The organism is Methylomonas sp. ZR1 (assembly GCF_013141865.1).
Classification (GTDB): domain Bacteria; phylum Pseudomonadota; class Gammaproteobacteria; order Methylococcales; family Methylomonadaceae; genus Methylomonas.
Map to the genome: position 1 here is coordinate 498800 of NZ_RCST01000001.1, position 18547 is coordinate 517346.

Consider the following 18547-nt stretch of genomic DNA (forward strand, 5'->3'; position numbering starts at 1 on the left):
ATTGCTGGTGTAGCTCAGTTGGTAGAGCAGCTGATTTGTAATCAGCCGGTCGCGGGTTCGAGTCCCATCGCCAGCTCCATATATATCAAAGGCTTAGGTGTTTTTTCACCTAGGCCTTTTTTATTGGTGCTACGCTGGTGCTACGGCTTCGCGAAAAAGTTTTGTTTTGCGGCCCACGTTTTTATTCGTTATTGATCCCCGACCCGCCGGCCATCGATAGCTGATACCTTGCCACCAGGCACAAGAAACCAGGATCAGCGCCGCCTTGTTGGCTTGGCTGTGTTGTATGTCGATCAGTCCAGGCAACTACCGCCCGCCATCAATACTCACCTTTGGCCTTTTGTCGGTTTAGTCAGTTTTGTCGGTAGGGGGGCGCCGCGTTTTATTTGGTATTGATCCCCCGGCCCGCCGGCCATCGATAGCTGATACCTTGCCACCAGGCACAAGCAACCAGGATCAGCGCCGCCGCGTTGGCTTGGTTGGGTTGTATGTGGATCAGGTCAGGTATAAGCAATCAGACCAGGCAGCGATCCTAAAGGGTGGGGGCGGGTCAAAAGTCTAGGGCTTGCCCGGTCCTTTGCGTCGCCCTAGCTACATTTTCGCTAACGGGTTATTGAATAGAAAAAGCCCACTAGAACCATAATAAGTTTTTGTTATATAAAAATAATAATAGAATACTAATATAGTCTTTTTATATAAGCACCGACAAAACCGACGCCAAAGGCCCGCCGGGTAGGGGCGGGTCAAAAGTCTAGGGCTTACCCGGCCCTTTGCGTCGCCCTAGCTATATTTTCGCTGGGTGATTTTTTGGAAATACAAAAAGCCACATGCTAATAGTGTGCGCCGGTGTCGCCGTGTTTGTATTGCATGGATAGTAGCCACCAGGCCCCCGCGCCCGATTGCGGTCCACCATGGCCGCCGGTTGGGGTTGGCCTATTCACGCGAAAACGCGGACCACCCCCCACCGACAAAACTGACTAAACCGACAAAAGGCCAGCCGCTCAACTGGGCACCAGCGCCGCCGGTCATCGATCAGCCGACAGGGTAAGGCATAGTAGGCAAGGCCACCAGCGTTCGCCGGGTTCGTCGTTGTCGGGCAGGATATAGACAGCGCCGAAGCCGTTTAACGGTGTCCAGTCGGCCTTTTTTGCCGCTTGCGATCCGCCTAAGCTGGTGACGGCGCAAAGGCCGATAGATTGCAGCGCCGTGGCGCACGGTTCGCCCTCAACAATAAAAACCGCCTTGGCTTTGTCATGTGCCGCCAATCGATCTAGGCCAAACAAAGGCCGGGGGTTGGCATCTATGCCGGGTGTCCAGTCAGCGCCGCGCCGCCGGAAAAATGGCACAACATCTTTTTTGCTGCCTTCGACTTGATACCGGCCCACCACGCCCAAAGCTTCGCCCTTTGCGTCGTTGTATGTCCAGGCAAACAGCAAAGGTTTGTTGTTGTAGGTTTTGGGTAACTGGATCATGTGAGCCACCATTCCCGCGCCAACTTTTCCAGGGCTTCCGGAAAGGTTAGGCCGTGACGTTTTTGCTCGAACGCGATCACGTCGCCGCCCGCAGCGCCGCAAGAAAAGCATTTAAAACCGCCGGTTTGGGTGTTCAACTTTGATATACGGGATTGCATAGCGCTTTGTTGAGCGCCAAACGTCCATGGTTGCAGTGGTTACGCCTAGAATTGCAGCCGCTTCCGCGTTGCTGCGTAGCGGGTCATTTGGTTGGGGCTGGTTGGGTTGGGTGGTCTTAGCCATCGTAAAGCCTCCTAAAGGCTGGTTTAGATGGTCACATAATCAGAGTTAAGGGCTAAGTTTTCACCCAAGCAAAAATGGCTATATATTGCTTCGGTAGTGGTGGCTTATTTATTGCTTGTTGTTGCGCGTCTTATGGTAAATGGCTTGTGCGTCTCGGTAGGTTTGGCCGGTCAACTCCATAACTCGCTCTATGTTTTTTCTGGTGTTAATGCTTCCAGTAGGCATTTCCCCGATTTGATTTTCAATTGACTGTTCAAGGGTTTTCCTTTCTTTGTATTCAAGCCCGCCAGCCTCAAACATTGTTTTAAAAGTGTTTGCGGTGGTTTTGGCTGATGTTTTTACCTTGTCAAAAAACGTTTCCGCGCTTCGCGTTGAATAGCCAAACATTTTGACCAGCTCAGCAACTGCATGTTGGCGTGGCTTTTTGCCATCGTGGGGAAATTCGTTATTGTATGCCGCCCTAACAATCGATGTCGCAGGGTGGTGTAACAATTCGCGCTCGTCCTTTTCGGTGATTTTTTTCCACTTAATCCCGACTTGTTTCATTAAATCCACTCCAACCAAGGCATCACGCAAAGCACAGGCAGCGGCGAAAGTTTCAGGGTCGTGTTCGGATTGATTTTCAAGAATTCGCGCTAAATACCCAAACAAAAGCTCCCGGTCATAGGGCGGTGGGTCGCCAGCATACAGGGCCTTGATGATTTGCTCGTTGTTATACGGTTTGCTTCCCCGATACCCTAAGTAAACAACGTCTTTTTTGGGCTTTGCCATCTCAGCATCTCCGCTTTATTCAGATTAAGCCACGCTCGGCAAACGATAACGGCTCGCCGTCGCCAATAATGAAATGGTCAAGCGTGCGAATATCGAACAAGGCTAAGAGTCGATAAGGTGATTTTAGTCGCACCAGAATGGGTGCTAGCGGCGTATTACATGTCATGAAAACTTAACAGAACTGCAACTTTAATTTCTTGAGCGCTGGTTAACATTCTTTCTGCAAATTCTGTGAGGCAGATTTTTGCGGAAGACCAAAAACAATTAACCGACTTTGCTTTAGGAATGACTTTTTTATGAAAGCTTTTAAATTAACTCTGATTGCCGCAGCTGTTACCGCTGGCGTTTCACCTTTGACTGCGCAAGCGGCTTCAACCGAATTCGACAATTTTACGCCAATGACAGGCAACACGGTTCCTGTTAACCCAGGTTCAGCGACACCTTATAAATTGTCTTCGCCCAATTTTACTCAACAAACCATCGCCGACCGTAAGACCCAAAACACCTTGGTGCCAGGTTCCAACTCAGGTAGCTGGGACATGATAGCCGCCAACGAAACCGGTCCTGACGCCGGCCGTTATTTGTTCATGCCGTTCGAAACCGGTTCCGCGGGCGTGCAACGTATCGATCTTTGGAATAACGACTACAACTCGCGCACCACCACTATCGTGGCGCCAGGTACGCAAGGTTTTGTTTCCGGCGATGCTTCTTTGTGGACACCATGGGGCGGCTATTTGACGGCTGAAGAATCTTGGGGAACTGGCAGCAGCAAAGGCCGTTTGTTTGAAGTGACCAATGCCACCACTGCGGCGGCGAATGGCGGCACATTTATCCAACGTTCCATTCTGCCGCGCGTTTCTCACGAAGGTTTGGCGTTCGACAAAAACAACAACTTGTATTTTGTCGATGAATTGAACGGTGGGTCTGTATACAAATACGTATCGGCCAATCCATTTGCCACTAGCGGCGACAGCTTTTTTGCCGCGGGGCAAACATTTGCTTTAAAAGTCGGTGCAGGAGCCCAGTTTGAAGGCACTACCGGTGCTGCTATCACCGGTGCATCAACATGGGAAGCTATTACCGATGTCAACGGTGGCGTTTTAGCCGGTATTTCCGCACAGCTTAGCGACGGCACGATCGACGGCCGCGTCAGCGCTGATAATGCCGCTGTAAAAGGCACAGGTTTTAATCGCCCTGAAGACATGGAAATTCAAAACTTGGCTAACGGTAACCAGTTTTTGTACTTCACGACTACCGATTCAGACACCGACGGCAACCAAGGCACCGGCCGCAGCCGCGTTTATTCTATTGATCTTGGTACTAGCGAAGTCAAACTGTTTGCCGACAGCAACACCATCGATTTGGCGACTGGTTTGGCGGCAGGCGGTGAATTCAAAAATGCCGATAACTTGGCTATTGATGCCGAAGGCAATATCTACATCGTTGAAGATCAAGATGGTGGTGTGGAAGATGTATGGTTTGCCAAGGATGCAGATCGTGACGGGGTTGCCGAGTCTCTCTCCAAATGGATCAGTTTGACTACTCAAGGTGCTGAAAGCACCGGTTTGTATTTCGACAAATTCAATCCAAACAAAGCGTATATCAACGTACAGCATCCAGCTGATGGCATTGATCGCACCATTGAGTTGACTGCTGCGCCAGTACCGGTACCTGGAGCGGTTTGGTTGTTCGGTTCAGCAATTGCCGGCATGATCGGCCTGCGCCGCCGTAAAGCCTGATTGCTTAGGGGGCAGGGCGTGTTCCCAAATTGATTGATCGAAAGCCCGACTTTATGTCGGGCTTTTTTGTGATGGGCAGTCTTTCGGGCCAGATAAGCAGTCCGGAAATGTCTTCTTGACCACCAATAATTAAGAGAATCCAAACATGAACAAAAAAATGATGATGGCTAGCGCGCTAGTGGTTCTATCTGTTAGTGCCGGCGCGGAAGCGGCTGTAATTACACAATGGAATTTCAACTCGAATCCTGCTGATTCTGCCACCGGTACCGGCACAGGCGCCCCTAGCATCGGTAGCGGCTCGGCTTCGCTGGTAGGAGGCACCACAGCAACTTTTGCTAGCGGCGATGCGAGTGGCGGTTCATCCGACCCGGCGATAGGCGATGACAGTGGTTGGAATACCACCAGTTATGCGGCTCAAGGTGCCGGCAATAAAACCCGCGGTACGCGGTATCTGGTTAGCACGGTGGGTTTCAATAACATTCAGGTTAGTTACGACTTACGCCACAGCAATACGTCTTCTAAATATGAGCAAGTGCAATACACTACGGACGGTAGTACCTGGACTGATTTTGCCTTGTTTAGCGGCGCGGCAGGCGATACTTGGTTCAACGGCCGTTCAGTCGATTTCAGCAGTATCGCCGGGGTAGCCAACAATGCTAATTTCGGCTTTCGTGTCTTAGCGGCATTCGCGCCTTCAACAAGCACATACGCGGCATCTTCTCCAACCGGTACTTATGGTTCTACCGGCACCTGGCGTTTTGATATGGTAACGGTATCAGGCACTGCGTTAGCAGCCGTACCAGTCCCTGGCGCAGTTTGGTTGTTCGGTTCCGCATTGTTAGGTTTTTTGGGCGTTCGCCGCAAAGCTTAATCACCGTAGTTCAAGATATTGGCAATTTCTTTAGGAATGGCGACATGAGGTGGCTTGCTTCAAAGCCGTTGGCAACTCACTGATCAGGAAATGACCTTCTTGGTGTTGAATTGATCGCAGATGAAACTGAAGATCTTTTAACGCCATGCCTGTGGATTTCAGGCATGGCGGAGATATTTTCAGAGTCAGGAGTAGATTACGTGTGGTTTGCCGTCGCCGAGGACTATGTCGCCGATGCTGAACGCGGTTTCGCCTTGCTGTGCCAATATTTCCAAGGTAGCGGCTTCGTCTTCTGCCGCGACGCAGACTATCATGCCGATGCCGCAATTAAAGGTAACCAGCATGTCGGCTAATTCGACATTGCCTTGTTGTTGCAGCCAGACGAAAATCTCCGGCAATCGCCAGGCGGAAAGCTGGACACTGGCATTCAGGCCGTTGGGCAGCACGCGCGGCAGGTTTTCGGTAATGCCGCCGCCGGTGATATGGGCCATTGCGTGCACCGGCACAGTTTTCAGTAGTTCCAGTAGGGGCTTGACGTAAATACGGGTTGGAGTCAGCAAGGTTTCGCCGAGTGGTTTGCCGTTGACATCATCAGACCAAGCTAGACCACTACGGGCAACGATTTTGCGAATTAAGGAATAGCCGTTGGAATGCGGGCCGGACGAGGCGAGGGCGATCAGTTTGTCGCCGGCTTTGACTTGGCTGCCGTCGATGATGCGATCTTTTTCGACGATGCCGACGCAAAAGCCGGCCAAGTCGTAATCGCCGTCGGCATACATGCCGGGCATTTCCGCGGTTTCGCCGCCAACCAGTGCCGCGCCGGACTGTTCGCAGCCTTTGCCTATGCCTTCGATGACGCTGGCGGCGGTATCGACTTCCAGTTTGCCGGTGGCGAAATAATCCAGGAAAAACAGCGGTTCTGCGCCTTGCACGATGATGTCATTCACGCACATCGCCACCAGGTCGATACCGACGCTGTTGTGGATGTTTAAATCCAGCGCCAGCTTTAATTTGGTGCCGACGCCGTCGGTGCCGGAGACCAACACCGGCTGTTTATAACGATCCAGCGGTAATTCGAACAGCGAACCGAAGCCGCCTAAACCGGCCATGACGCCCGCATTACGGGTTTTGGCCGCGATGGGTTTGATGCGCTCGACCAAAGCGTTGCCGGCTTCAATATCGACGCCCGCGCTTTTATAATTCAGGCGGTCTTGTTGTTGTTCGCTCAATGTCAGTCTCTCGTTAAAGTTAAGGTTGAAACGGGCGATATTGTACTATAGTTCCCATTAATGCACTGTCAGGGTAGGCTTGTGGTCAAAGTTTTTATGAAGGGTAAATCGGGGTTTTTCAGCCTATGTCTGTGGGGATTGTTGTGCAATTGCCCGTTAACGGAGGCTGTCGAAGTAAAAGGTTTGTATGAGATTGAACTGATCGCCAACAGTCAATCCGCTGAGGATAGGACGCAAGCAATCAAACAGGCCATGTATGCCGTTTTGAGTCGGGTCTTGGTGTCTGAGGATATTTCCAAAATTCTGGTAGTGCAGCAGGCGTTGTCCAGTGCGCAGAACTATGTCAAGCAATCGCAATTTTCCTTGATTTCCGCCGATGAACTGCCTGACACCGACGCGCGCTTGCTTAGAGTGCAGTTTGATGAAGATCAATTGATGGAAGTCATGCGCAAAAGCCAGGTAGGTATCTGGAGTGAAATCCGGCCCGAAACTTTGGTGTGGCTGGTTGTCGATGACGAAGAGGGTAGACGGTTTTACAACGCTGACAGCATGCCGGAGTTGGAAAGTGCATTGGCGTTTGCGTCCAAAATTAAGGGCGTACCGATGATATTTCCGATGCTGGATTTGGAGGAACAGCAAAAAATTTCACTAAGCGAAGTGCTAGGAGCTGATTCCCGCAATTTGTTGGCAGTATCCGCTCGCTACGAAGTGACCTCCGTGATGGCGGGTCGCATCGCCAAAAAAGGCGATTGCTGGCAGGGCGAATGGGCGTTTTATTTCGATGGCAAGATCAAGCAATGGAGCGGGGCTTGTTTACCTTTGAAAGCGGCAGCGGTTGCGGGCGCGCAAGGCGCCTATGATGTGCTGTCGAATTATTACGGCGTTAAACCGGAGTCCTCAGCCGCCCACTAAGCTGTAGATGCCGTAGGCCCCGCCGTAAGTGGTTAGAAAATAGAATAAAGACACCACCAAACTGGCCGGAGTATTAACCTGCAATACGTCTTTAAATATCCGCGCAATAATCGCCATGTCCCAAATCAAAAACAACGCCAAGGTTGCATAGCTGGGCGTATCTTCTGCTATGGTCACCCAAAATACGATAGGAATCAGAAAGATAGCGACGACATTTTCACAAAACAAAATAGCCGACGCGACTTGTATGAAGGTGTTAAAAGTTCTATTCAGCAGTAATACCAGCGCGATAAAGCCCAGCGTTAGCAAGGTCTCCAGCAGCACTTCGAAGGCCGAATCAATGTCGTCCGACATGTTGAATTGAATAAAAAACACCGCGATAAAATAAAAAATCGCATTGTTTTTAAAAAAGCGCGTCGATCTGGGCAGATCCAATACCGAGACATTGAACCAGCACAGCGGGAAATAATGTCTGAAAATTTCCATCACGACGCACGCTCACGCTACTTAATCAGTTTTCCTCTGAGTCGGCATAAGAATATGCGTCGTATTGGCTGCGATATTCCGGTTGCTGACCGTGGCTGAACTGGTCGTTCAATGCTTGTACCAGATCTTTGGTTTGTTCTATGAGACCGTTCAGTTTTTTGCGGTTTTTCTTGTTTTTACCGACGGGGTCGGTGATGGGCATTAAAATTCGCCAGAAACTCAGGCTTTTTTCAAACAAACCCGCCAAGTCTTCACTGAGATTCAATTGTTTCTGCCGCTTGTGCAAGTGCTTGATCAGGAATTTGGCATGCACGCGGCTGACGATTATATGTAGCGGCGTCAATAAGGCAATCAGTGTCGCGAGGATGGCCGGGCCGATAATCGGGTCGATCAGTAGTTCGAGTATCCCCACCGCAATTTCCGCAAATAACATCAGCATTACGATAAAGCCCAGCACAATGAGGGTGGAGGCGTTGCATCTGTCCTTCCAGGTGGTTAACGCTTCTTCCACTTCCGAAAAAATGGTGTCGTCGATGGCGCGGATGCTGTTTTCCAGCGTGCCGAGTATGCGGTACGAGCGGTCGTTATAAATGTTGTTGAAGCGCTGATCGAACAGCGAAGTATCGCCCGATTGCGATAACACAATAAATTGGCCGGTGTGGATGCCCAGTTCGGCCAGGCGGCGTTGCCAGGATGCGGCGATTTCCTGGCTTTTCAGCGCATCGATCATTATTTCGGAATGATCGATCACGAAAATGAATTTATTGGCATCCTGGTGAGCAACGATCTCTGCTAGGGTGTCCTTGATCAAATCGGCATCGGCCTCGAACAAGTCGTTAAATACCAATACCAAATCGGAGATGCCTATCACGTATTTTCGCAACAGGCCGGAGACTGGATTTTCCGTGGCGGGATTGAATACCGGCGTGTCGATCAACAGTTTGTTTTTTAATTTGCTGCTATTGACCGTGACCAGTTCCAGATAGCCGTTCAGTTTGCTGCCTTCGCCGTTGGCGACCAAATCGATTTGACGGCTGATTTGATAGAAAGGTAAGCGGTGGTCGGCGTCCAGTGCGGTGCCGGGTAGCGTCGCGGTATTGGTTTGTGGCGTATATTGCAGTACGGTGAATTTATGGCGGGCGGTGTGTAGTTGCACGCCCAGGTAACGATTAACAAAGTCTGATTTGGCGGGCGAATAACCGCCCAGCGTGCTGACGATGGGCCACCAACTGGTTTTGCGTGCGGTGGTCTCGTCGTTATCGATCAACCCCAGTTCAAACTCGATTTCATCCAGGTCCTGGAATATCTTGGCGGTTTTTTGCAAAACCGGATCGTTCGCCGCGAACTGCCGTTCAAGATTGCTCAGGTGTTTACTTACCGTTTTATCCGCCATTAGATATGAACCTTCTCTGCTTGTTATTGAGGTTAATCAGACGGCGGGAGTATACACCGATGGCATTTAAACGGATAAAAAACCTGCCGGTTTTTGCCGGTCAAAATGCCCCGGCAAACGGCTGCCGCAAATACCAAGCTGCGCCGAAAATGGCGGCTTTCCGGCCGCGCTTATTCTCTAATATCCAGCTCCTTGATTTTGCGGGTCAAGGTATTACGGCCATAGCCCAACAATAGTGCTGCTTCGTGTTTGCGGCCATGCGTATGATTCAACGCGGCCTCGATCAACAGGGTTTCCAAGGTGGGGATAGCCTGCTTGGCGATGTCCACTTTACCGGTCGATAATTGCTGCTTGACCCAACTTTTAAACTGGCTTTCCCAATCTCCCGGTGTTGTGTCGCTGGATGCGGAATCGCCGCTATTGTGGGTCAGTTCCGGCGGTAAATCTTCCAGATGAATTTCCCGGCCCGAGGCCATCACCGTCAGCCAGCGGCAGATATTCTCCAATTGCCGCACGTTGCCTGGCCACCTCAAGCCGCTTAAAAATGCCTCGGTTTCCGGTTTTAACAGTTTGATTTCGGTATTCAGTTCCTTCGCGCTTTGATAGAGATAATGCCGCATCAACAAGCCTATATCCTGCCGGCGTTCGCGCAACGGTGGGATATGAATTCGAATCACGTTCAGGCGGTGAAACAAATCTTCGCGAAACCGGCCTTGCGCCACCAACGCTTCTAGATCCTGGTGGGTGGCGGCAATGATGCGCACGTTGACTCGCACTGAGGTATGCGCGCCCACCGGATAAAACTCGTTATCTGCCAGCACCCGCAGCAAGCGGGTTTGCAATTCGGCGGGCATGTCGCCGATTTCGTCCAGAAACAGCGTGCCGTTATTGGCTTGCTCAAACCGACCGATGCGCCGGGCTTGGGCGCCGGTAAACGCGCCTTTTTCGTGGCCGAACAGTTCCGATTCCATCAAATCTTTGGGGATCGCGGCCATATTCAAGGCAATGAATGGCTGGTCGGCGCGTGGACTATGGCGATGCAGGGCTTTGGCGACCAGTTCTTTGCCGGTACCCGATTCGCCATTAATCAACACGGTGATGTGCGAGCGGGCCAGACGGCCTATTGCCCGAAACACTTCCTGCATGGCCGGCGCTTCACCGATGATCTCCGGGGTTTCCTCGACGGTAGGCGGTGCTTGCACAAGGTCGCTTTGCCGCTGTTTGCTGTGCGCGCAGGCGCGTTGTACGGTTTCGACCACTTCGGTTACGTCAAAGGGTTTGGGCAGGTATTCGAAAGCGCCGCCGTGAAATGCCGACACCGCGCTTTCCAGATCGGAATGCGCGGTCATCACGATCACCGGTAAATCCGGATAACTGTTTTGAATGTTCCGCAACAACTCGAAGCCGTCCATGCCCGGCATGCGAATATCCGTGATCAGCACTTGCGGTAGGCCGCCGGGCAGCGATTTCAGCAATTCGTTGGCGCTGGCGAAGCTTTGGGTATGCACGCCGGCTTTTTGCAAGGCTTTTTCAAGTACCCAGCGGATGGATTTGTCATCATCGACAATCCAGACCTTGTCAGGTATTTGCATGATTCGTCTCCAAAGGTAGGTAGATGGAAAATACGGTATTGCCCGGCTCGCTTTCGCATTCAATCAAGCCGTTATGCTGGTTGATCAAAGATTGAGCAATCGACAGGCCAAGTCCGGTACCCTCGGCGCGGCCGGTGATCATCGGATAAAAAATCTGTCCCATCAGCTCGGGTTTAATGCCCGGACCATTATCGATAATGTCGATTTTCACGGTCAGCTTGTAGCGTTTGCGGCCTATAGTCATATGCCGCTGCACCCGGGTTTTTATCGTAATCACGCCATGGTTTTGCACGGCTTGTACGGCGTTGCGGACGATATTGAGTATGGCCTGGATCAGCTGGTTTTTGTCGGCGAAGATCTCCGGGATGCTCGGATCGTAATTGGTATGCAGCATAATGCCGTGGGCGGCCTCCACCGAAACCAGATGTCGGACCCGTTCCAATACCTCGTGAATGTTCAGCTGGCTTTTATGCGCAGGTTTGTTGGGGCCGAGCATTTTGTCCATCAGATCCTGCAAGCGGTCCGATTCGGCGATAATGATTTGCGTATATTCCTTTAATTCAGGATCTTGCAATTCCAGGTCCAACAATTGTGCTGCGCCGCGCAAACCACCTAGCGGGTTCTTGATTTCATGCGCCAGGCCGCGCACCAGCATGCGGCTGGTGTTTTGCTGGGCCAGCAACTGTTCTTCTTTGGTGATCCGCAAATGTCGGTCTACCTGTTGCAGTTCGATCAGGATTTCGCTTAATTTCCCATCCTCGAGCAAGGGCGTGGCGCTGAGGTTAACCGTAATCGATTGGCTGAGCCGTTCTAGGATTAATTCTCTATCGACCAGCGGCTCGAGCAAATACAAGCGCGGTAATAAATCGTTAAATAGCGTGTTGTGCGCGGTTTTGAACAGTTTGTGCGCCGTTTGGCCGAGCAAATGCTTGGCGCTGTCGGCAAGCAGCATTTCGCCGGCGGGATTGATATAGGTCAGGCGCAAGTCCTTGTCGAACAGCAGGATTGCTTCGTTTAAATGATCCAGTATCTTTTTGTGCACGGGTTAATTTAAGTGTTAAGAGTTGTAGTGAACAAGCAATTTGCACGCCAAGCGTAAAGTTGCCTTATTGCCTCATTTGTCTGATAAAAAACGGCTCTAATGCACAATATTAGTGCGTTAGCCCAATTTGATGGTTCATGTTAGTGCAAGGGTGGATGCGGAGTGGGATTTTTATCGCTATTCCGGCTTTAAGCCTTATGCTTAGGAATACGATCAATATCGATTAAGGCGGCTAAAATGTTTGGGAACCCTATCAGCAGCTCGAATACGCGGTTATGTGTCATATGATTGCACAATATTGGTGCGATAAAGGTTGAGTTGAATCAAGCGACGTTCCGGGGTGAGAGTGACCCATTCAAGCCGTTTGCATCGTGTATTCTGGTCGCTGTTCCCGCGGAGATGAAGGTGTCATGGGTTGAAAGGCTAGTGAATAAACCGGTAGGTGATCTCTGGCAATGGCACACTTTGATCTGAATTGGTGCGCCTTTCGGCATCGGTAACCAGGCTGGTGCGTCAGTCGAATAGCTGCTTCGCTAATTCGGTGCGTTTGTCGATTGGCGGCTAGTCTGCGTAATCAACGATCAATGGCGCATGGTCGCTGAAGCGTTGCTCTTTAAAAATGCTGGTTGACTGTGCACGATTGGCGATACCCGGCGTGGCGACTTGGTAATCGATTCGCCAACCGACATTTTTGGCCCAAGCCTGGCCACGATTGCTCCACCACGTGTAGCAGGCGTCGGTAGCGTCTGGATGTAGTCTGCGATAAACATCTACCCAGCCGAGCTCATCATATATTTGGGTCATCCAGGACCGTTCCGCCGGTAAAAACCCGGAGTTTTTCTGGTTGCCGCGCCAGTTTTTCAAATCGGCTTCCGTATGGGCGATATTCCAGTCGCCGCAAATGACCACTTCCCGGCCGCTGGCTTTCAAGTCGGCAAGATGCGGATAGAAGCGTTCCATCACGCTGTATTTGACGGTTTGTCGCTCTTCGCTACTGGAGCCGGAAGGCAGATACAGGGAAATGACCGATAGATTGCCGACTTGCACTTCCAGATAGCGGCCTTCGCTATCGATGTCCGCATGGCCCAAGCCCTCAATGACGTTATCGGCCGGCTGTTTGCTGTAGATACCGACGCCGCTGTAGCCTTTCTTTTCGGCATAATGAAAATAGCCGTGCAGGCCTTTCGGTGTCAGCATCTCGGCTGTCATATCGCCGGCCTGGGCTTTAAGTTCTTGTAGGCAGACGAAGTCTGGATTTTGGGTGTCTAACCAGTCGTAAAAACCTTTTCTGGTTGCCGACCGAATGCCGTTTAGATTGACGGAGATGATGCGGAGCATGGACTTTGGTTGGGGAATAGGTTAATAAACTGCGTCGCAGTTTAACAGTTTCGATGCCATCGCCCCAAAAGCGCTTACTGACTTTTGGCCGACACACTCCGCGCGCGTCTGCCGGTAAAAAAGGCTTTAGCCCTTACTCAACAATTGCCGGGCGCGGCTGTCCGCACCGGAAGGCAGCTGGTTCGGGCCGGATTTGATCCAGGCGACGATATCCTGCCAGGCGGTGGGGGCTTGTAGGTCGCGGAGCAGCATGTGGTAACCATTTTGGTAAATGGCAACGGTTTTTTCCGCGGTATCGGTAGTCAGCATTTGCTGCAAGAAAGCGTAAGTCGGTTCTTTGGGGATGACTTCGTCTTTCTCGCCGTACAGCATCAAGGTATGAGCCCTTAGCGAGTTTGCACTATCGAACGCCGCATCCATCAGGTTGGTTAAGCCATATACCGTTTCCACCCGGGTGGCTTTGATGACCATCGGATCGCGGCCCATCGCCCGCAACATATCGATATTATCCGACGGTAAAATTTCCAGTCCGCTGCCGGTCAAAGTCAGCCAGGGCATGCTGTGCGCCAGCGTCCACAGCAAACTGGTTTGATACCAAGGCATGGTTGATCTGGCCCATAGCGCCGGTGCGGCCAGGATGATGCCGGCGACGTCCGGCATGTTTTCCTGCTGCATGGCGGTGATCACAATCGCGCCGCCCATGCTTTCGCCCAGCAGGTAAAGCGGTTTGTTTGGGTAGCGCTGTTTCAGCAGTCGGGTTAATTGTTTTAAATCCTGCGCGTATGCATCACTGCCGGCCCACAAACCGCGTTGCGGCGCCGCGCCGAAACCGCGTTGGTCGTAAGCGAAACAGGCGATGCCGAGTTTGCTGAAATAATTGCCCGGCGCATCGAAAAAGTGACTGTAATCGTTGAAGCCGTGCAGCGCGATGATCACTGCATTGGGCTCTGCCTCGGGCAGCCACCGCCGTAGCGGCAGACTTGCGCCGTCTTCCGTGAGAAATGTATTTTCTCCCAGCTGTGCGGTGTTGATTTTGGCGCCGGGCGGATAGCTCATCGGCATGCAGCCGCTCAGTGAGAGCAGCACTAACAAGCCGGCCAGGGCTCTGGCGTGCTGCATGCGTTGTCGATAGGGTTTGCGAGCGTTCACTATTTCCAAAACAAGATTGTTCATCGCTAACACATTATTTCAGTATTGAATTTCCCAAAATATCCCCGAGTGTGATGCGCAAAACGGGGCATTGTTCCGGTCAAACTTATCTTAGCTGAAGCGGATGGCCAATTTTATGACAATTCAGGAATGGCTAGTTTCCTGTTATCGAACTATTCATCATCCCACAATACGGGAAATGCTTTACGCACCCGCTCGATGGCTTCTTGATCGACATTTTTGCCACGCAAAGCCAGTACCAGCGCGTAAACATCCTGAGTGCTGACTTTAAACGTGCGTTTGGGATCAGCTTTAACGGCGCTCGATAGGTGTTTGATGGCCGTGCGGAACGGCAAAGGCTTGGCGGCCGGTTGCGCTGGCCGAGACAGTTCGCTTTCGATAATCGCTTTTTCGTTGCCGGGCGGTGCGTTTAAGGCTTTACGCAAGATGTCGCGGGCCCTGGCCCAGGATAGCTCTCCACCCGCCAGTTTTTCGCGCATGGCTTCCGTCGTCAGTGGCGCGTAGCGAATGATGTCGTCAATCCAGCTGACGCTTTTGTCGAAGAATTCGGCGATGCGCTCCCTGGACCAGTTGGCATTGTTCAAGTAAATCACCGTTTGAAAATAATCGGTGATGCGGGTATCGACCCGGTCGGAATTCAGCTTCAGATTCAGTGCCTTGATCTCGTCCGGATCGCCGGTGACGATTCTGACGTCCACTCTGTCGAAATAGCCGGGATTGGCGCGGCGGATACCTTGAATGGCTTCCATGCGGTGAAAGCCGCCGACCAGATAATATTCGCGGTTGTTGCGCTCCCACACCACTAACGGTTCGAACAAGCCATTGACCACGATGTCTTTTTCCAAATGCGCGACTTTCGCCCGATCCAGTTCTCTGTGGTTGGTGAGGGTGTGGTGAAATTCGATTTGGTCGATGGGAAGATATTCATAGCGTTTGGTGGCTAGCATATTCGATTCTCCGAGAAAGCGGGGTCCGCCTCGGGGTGTGTCGGCCTGGTGCCTATTCCCTTGTCCGGGCAGATAAGCAGCCACCATCGCATTTTTTCTAACGAAATTCAATCGTTTGGCATTGGCGATACGCGGCTCCTGCGGACGGTGGACGGCTTTGCGAGGCTAACCGAGTACTTTCATCATGATGGATAAGTAGTCTGTATAACCGATGGCGGCGGCCATGATAATTAGCAGCATGCCCTGAAAAATCGGGCGCTGCACAAACGGTTTATAGGTACCTTCGGCGTAGCGTTCCGCCAACTCGGAGAGGCTGGTCAGTTTACCGGCGAGGGATGAATCTTTCACTTTGCCATGATTGGCTATCGATAATCGGCGCAGGTTTTTCATGGCGTTTTGCTCGGTTTCATCCGCTAACGCTTTCAGGCGGAAGTCGCAATAGAACAAGTATGCGATGCAAACGCCGATCACGATCAGCAGACCGGGCGGCGTATGCCAGTTATCGAAATAACTCATGCGCGCCAAAACCATCAGAGCGGCGGCGAATAGCGGATACGAGATCAGGCGGCTTGTCTGTTGCGTCATATCGCCGACCAAACGTATCGTCACCCAGTCCTGAAGGTACGTTGCATCGATATTCAATGTGTCGCTGTATTCCTTCGTCATGGACGCCGGCCAGGGCGCCGCGCGCGGAATGGTGCGGATAAACTGGATGATCGCTTGCGCTGCCTCGGTGACGCTGATCATCAAAAACAGGAATGCCGGCACCAAGATCGCCTTCAGCAGGATTAAATCGAGGTAATAGACGAAAGGGCCGCGATACGGCGTAAAAGGCACGCCCAAGGACAAAATCACCACAAACGATAAGATCCACGCTAAAAATGTCAAAATGCTGATTCGCCTAACATGCATATTTCGTTTCAGTCGCCTGTCCAAATATCTATCATGCGCGTAACAGCGATTGTCGGCGGATACGCCGAACTTACCGCTGAAGTTCAGCTGTTCCCAAAGCAATAGCGGAAACTTGGCGGTTTCGATAACCCAATACACTGTGACAACCAGTGCGGCGAAGCGGATTGCCTCCGTCGACCACATGCTTACGCCTTCGATTAAGGCCAATGGTTCGTTTTGTGGGGTATTGAGCACGAAAGCCGCTAGTCCGCAGCCAATGGCGAAAGCGGTTAGCAACCAGACTCTTTGCCGGCGCAGCACGGCGGCTTTCACCGGGAGTTTGGCGGCAGTCGCGATTTTGATTTTGCGCCGAAAATACAGCCCTAGCCCGATCAATACGAATGCGCCGATTAAAATTTTCAATGTCAGGCGCGGAAATCTTGAAAACGGTTGCGCGGCTGCCGAATCCGGTGTCGGCGCGGTGTCGCTGAGATCGCCTCCGGATTGTATCAGGGTCTCCATAGGCCCTAAGGCATCACATTCTTGCTGTTCGGTTTTGCCGGTGTCCGTGTTGAGAGGGAAAGCTTTGCTGCGGCCGATTTCATGCAAGGCGGGTTGATTGAATACCTTGCTGTCCAGCAATTGTTGGCGCTTGGTCGTATCGCACGCAGTTGCTGCGCCAGTCGCTTCGGAGGGCTCATGGTTGGAATCCCACAAGGCCATTTGCGCGGCTAAAAAATATGCAGTTTGATAGCTGTCGCGGAACGGCGGGATACGAGTTTGTAATGCCGGCGGTAATTGCAAACCGAAACTCGAGACAACAATCAGGTTACGAGCCCACTCGTTTTGCTCCGGGTGTAGAAGTCGGGCATCCATCACGTTTGTGAAATACCAAACATCCGGAAATTTGGCATGCAGCGCTTGCAGCACCAGTAGTTTGTCGTAGACATCGCTGCCGAGGATGCCGATGGCACCTATGGCTTGGTCGTGGTCTTCCAGTTCCTGTTCCAGTTCTTCAACCCTGTCGGTTAACCGGCGCATGTAATCAAACTGACTGTCGCCGTCGGCATGCTCCATGGCTTTGGAAGCCTCGGCGGCACTGTTGGTATCATTGTTGCCGGATTTGTTGCCGGTGCTGGAACTACTTTGGCCGCGCAGGGTTTTGCCGTCCAAGCCTCGGAAATAGGTGTATTGGTGTACGTATTTTTGCAAGTAATTCGCGCAACCCGCTGTTGAAATCATGGGGTCGCGGCATGCGCCAAACGAGTGTTTTGCGTTCATGGCGGTTTCGACTAACGCATCGGCAAATGTGGTGCCAATATGGTAGGCGTACAGTGATTCGGTTTCGGAGATCAATACCACGTGTTTAGTGGGCTTAGCCAGCTCGGCTTGGTCGCCGATCCGTACGCCGCGGAGTTCCAGTTCCTGGCTCAGCGCGCCCGCCAGCTGGCTGTCGGTCGCCGTGGTGCGGAGGAACGACAGGTGATTCTTGAAGTGCTCGGCCAAGTTGCTCGGTTGATGGGCCGTTGCCGCTTGGTTGCCGTACATTAATTTACCTTCATCGACCGTTGCTCGGGGCGAATACATTCGAAACAACGGCGCGTCCTTGGGCTTGCCAACTTTCAGTGCCTCGCTCGCCATGGCTTGCAGATCGTCCGAAGTTGCCGGTCCCAGTACGTTGAGCTCTAGCTTGTTGTTTTTCTCGTAAAGTTTGCGCAAATTTTTGAAAAGATCTTTTAGCGGCTCATAGCCGAAGGCTTTGCTGTCAAGGTATAGCAGCAAAATAGGCGGATGTTTCTCCGTTTCCGGACTCCGGGCCATCGGTTGGGCTTTCCAAACCAAATGTTCGAATGCGATCAAGGTACTCGATTTGTTCAGCAGGTAATTGACGTAACCGATATGCTCCTCGTCGCTTGGGCCGTACTCTTGTTTGGAATTGCCGATTAACCCTGATAATACCGCGTAGCGGATACGGCGCCGGGTTTCCACGTCTTCTTGATAATGACCATTGGGCATTAGTGTGGCGATGACGATTTGCCGCCCGTCGGGAATGTCTTCCAAGTGGGACTGAAGGGTTTTTATCAATTCCTTCTGGTCTTTATATTGCTGATACCCCTGACTATTCACATTTTGGTTGGCGATAGCTTCGAATGGATCTTGCCACAAGCGCGCGTCTACGTCGGACTTAAAGCCGGCTTGTTGCAATTGCGATAAGGACGCTTTATTGGGTCTGGAATCGTTGAAAGGGCTTTGGCCTACGAACAGGCTGCCGCCCAAAATGATCAATAGCACGCTTAATAAGTTAGGCGAGATCGCTGTGGATTTGTTTTCTCTAGACATAAGCGCCAATCTCTGATTGCGATGGAGAGTAGTGGGGCATACCCGGTTGTGCAACTAGACTAACACTAGAGG

The 18547-nt window shown here is 51.8% G+C and carries 15 protein-coding genes, 1 tRNA gene and 1 pseudogene; 4 read left to right on the forward strand and 13 right to left on the reverse strand.

Annotation, left to right across the window (positions count from 1 at the left end):
- The first annotated feature begins 3 nt into the window (after nucleotides 1-3).
- A tRNA-Thr gene (locus tag DDY07_RS02270) sits at nucleotides 4-79 on the forward strand.
- Nucleotides 80-1025: 946 nt separating this feature from the next.
- Here DDY07_RS02270 and DDY07_RS02275 read toward each other — a convergent pair.
- From DDY07_RS02275 to DDY07_RS02290, 4 genes and pseudogenes are all read right to left on the reverse strand, one after another.
- Nucleotides 1026-1472 carry a hypothetical protein gene (locus DDY07_RS02275; protein WP_171694651.1) on the reverse strand — a complete coding sequence of 149 codons (447 nt, stop codon included), beginning with the start codon at nucleotides 1470-1472 and terminating at the stop codon, nucleotides 1026-1028.
- Nucleotides 1469-1609 carry a CHC2 zinc finger domain-containing protein gene (locus DDY07_RS02280; RefSeq protein WP_216614697.1) on the reverse strand — a complete coding sequence of 47 codons (141 nt, stop codon included), beginning with the start codon at nucleotides 1607-1609 and terminating at the stop codon, nucleotides 1469-1471. The genes DDY07_RS02275 and DDY07_RS02280 overlap by 4 nt, the downstream gene beginning before the upstream one ends.
- 253 nt (nucleotides 1610-1862) lie before the next feature.
- Nucleotides 1863-2525 carry a hypothetical protein gene (locus DDY07_RS02285; protein ID WP_171694653.1) on the reverse strand — a complete coding sequence of 221 codons (663 nt, stop codon included), beginning with the start codon at nucleotides 2523-2525 and terminating at the stop codon, nucleotides 1863-1865.
- 19 nt (nucleotides 2526-2544) lie between these two features.
- Nucleotides 2545-2640, reverse strand: a pseudogene (locus tag DDY07_RS02290) (JAB domain-containing protein); the annotation flags it as partial.
- A 181-nt stretch (nucleotides 2641-2821) separates the two neighbouring features.
- Here DDY07_RS02290 and DDY07_RS02295 point away from each other — a divergent pair.
- A complete protein-coding gene (locus DDY07_RS02295; RefSeq protein ID WP_171694654.1) occupies nucleotides 2822-4264 on the forward strand; it encodes an alkaline phosphatase PhoX in 1443 nt (480 codons plus the stop codon).
- Between the two features lie 145 nt (nucleotides 4265-4409).
- Nucleotides 4410-5135, forward strand: a complete 726-nt coding sequence (locus tag DDY07_RS02300; protein WP_171694655.1) for a PEP-CTERM sorting domain-containing protein — start codon at nucleotides 4410-4412, stop codon at nucleotides 5133-5135.
- A 185-nt stretch (nucleotides 5136-5320) separates the two neighbouring features.
- Here DDY07_RS02300 and purM read toward each other — a convergent pair whose 3' ends face one another.
- On the reverse strand, nucleotides 5321-6364 hold the full coding sequence (gene purM / locus DDY07_RS02305; protein WP_171694656.1) for a phosphoribosylformylglycinamidine cyclo-ligase: 1044 nt from the start codon (nucleotides 6362-6364) through the stop codon (nucleotides 5321-5323).
- 96 nt (nucleotides 6365-6460) lie between these two features.
- On the opposite strand from purM, the gene DDY07_RS02310 reads away from it, so the two are divergent.
- Complete coding sequence (locus DDY07_RS02310; protein ID WP_253734385.1) at nucleotides 6461-7276, forward strand: DUF2066 domain-containing protein; 816 nt, start codon at nucleotides 6461-6463, stop codon at nucleotides 7274-7276.
- On the opposite strand, the gene DDY07_RS02315 is transcribed toward DDY07_RS02310, so the two are convergent.
- From DDY07_RS02315 to DDY07_RS02350, 8 genes are all read right to left on the reverse strand, one after another.
- Nucleotides 7262-7762, reverse strand: coding sequence for a hypothetical protein (locus tag DDY07_RS02315; RefSeq protein ID WP_171694658.1), 501 nt, complete (start codon nucleotides 7760-7762; stop codon nucleotides 7262-7264). The two genes, DDY07_RS02310 and DDY07_RS02315, sit on opposite strands and share 15 nt — an antisense overlap.
- 25 nt (nucleotides 7763-7787) lie before the next feature.
- Entirely contained in the window at nucleotides 7788-9155 is a 1368-nt protein-coding gene (locus DDY07_RS02320) for a hypothetical protein (RefSeq protein WP_171694659.1), read from the reverse strand.
- Nucleotides 9156-9325: 170 nt separating this feature from the next.
- Nucleotides 9326-10747, reverse strand: coding sequence for a nitrogen regulation protein NR(I) (ntrC, locus tag DDY07_RS02325; protein WP_171694660.1), 1422 nt, complete (start codon nucleotides 10745-10747; stop codon nucleotides 9326-9328).
- On the reverse strand, nucleotides 10734-11789 hold the full coding sequence (glnL, locus tag DDY07_RS02330; protein WP_171694661.1) for a nitrogen regulation protein NR(II): 1056 nt from the start codon (nucleotides 11787-11789) through the stop codon (nucleotides 10734-10736). Before glnL ends, ntrC begins: the two co-directional genes overlap by 14 nt.
- Nucleotides 11790-12350: 561 nt before the next feature.
- Complete coding sequence (locus DDY07_RS02335; RefSeq protein ID WP_171694662.1) at nucleotides 12351-13127, reverse strand: exodeoxyribonuclease III; 777 nt, start codon at nucleotides 13125-13127, stop codon at nucleotides 12351-12353.
- A gap of 126 nt (nucleotides 13128-13253) precedes the next feature.
- Complete coding sequence (locus tag DDY07_RS02340; RefSeq protein ID WP_253734386.1) at nucleotides 13254-14300, reverse strand: alpha/beta hydrolase; 1047 nt, start codon at nucleotides 14298-14300, stop codon at nucleotides 13254-13256.
- A 149-nt stretch (nucleotides 14301-14449) separates the two neighbouring features.
- On the reverse strand, nucleotides 14450-15244 hold the full coding sequence (locus tag DDY07_RS02345; protein WP_033157303.1) for a ParB N-terminal domain-containing protein: 795 nt from the start codon (nucleotides 15242-15244) through the stop codon (nucleotides 14450-14452).
- Nucleotides 15245-15409: 165 nt separating this feature from the next.
- The gene (locus DDY07_RS02350; RefSeq protein ID WP_171694663.1) at nucleotides 15410-18475 is read right to left on the reverse strand and encodes a hypothetical protein; all 3066 of its coding nucleotides are present in this window, start codon (nucleotides 18473-18475) and stop codon (nucleotides 15410-15412) included.
- Between the last annotated feature and the right edge of the window lie 72 nt (nucleotides 18476-18547).

Bases quoted from the DNA above. Each gene is read 5' to 3' on its own strand.
- DDY07_RS02275 (WP_171694651.1), bottom strand. From the start codon at position 1,472: ATGATCCAGTTACCCAAAACCTACAACAACAAACCTTTGCTGTTTGCC.
- DDY07_RS02300 (WP_171694655.1), top strand. From the start codon at position 4,410: ATGAACAAAAAAATGATGATGGCTAGCGCGCTAGTGGTTCTATCTGTT.
- DDY07_RS02315 (WP_171694658.1), bottom strand. From the start codon at position 7,762: ATGGAAATTTTCAGACATTATTTCCCGCTGTGCTGGTTCAATGTCTCG.
- DDY07_RS02285 (WP_171694653.1), bottom strand. From the start codon at position 2,525: ATGGCAAAGCCCAAAAAAGACGTTGTTTACTTAGGGTATCGGGGAAGC.
- DDY07_RS02335 (WP_171694662.1), bottom strand. From the start codon at position 13,127: ATGCTCCGCATCATCTCCGTCAATCTAAACGGCATTCGGTCGGCAACC.
- DDY07_RS02340 (WP_253734386.1), bottom strand. From the start codon at position 14,300: ATGAACAATCTTGTTTTGGAAATAGTGAACGCTCGCAAACCCTATCGA.
- DDY07_RS02350 (WP_171694663.1), bottom strand. From the start codon at position 18,475: ATGTCTAGAGAAAACAAATCCACAGCGATCTCGCCTAACTTATTAAGC.
- DDY07_RS02320 (WP_171694659.1), bottom strand. From the start codon at position 9,155: ATGGCGGATAAAACGGTAAGTAAACACCTGAGCAATCTTGAACGGCAG.
- DDY07_RS02345 (WP_033157303.1), bottom strand. From the start codon at position 15,244: ATGCTAGCCACCAAACGCTATGAATATCTTCCCATCGACCAAATCGAA.
- DDY07_RS02310 (WP_253734385.1), top strand. From the start codon at position 6,461: ATGAAGGGTAAATCGGGGTTTTTCAGCCTATGTCTGTGGGGATTGTTG.
- ntrC (WP_171694660.1), bottom strand. From the start codon at position 10,747: ATGCAAATACCTGACAAGGTCTGGATTGTCGATGATGACAAATCCATC.
- DDY07_RS02295 (WP_171694654.1), top strand. From the start codon at position 2,822: ATGAAAGCTTTTAAATTAACTCTGATTGCCGCAGCTGTTACCGCTGGC.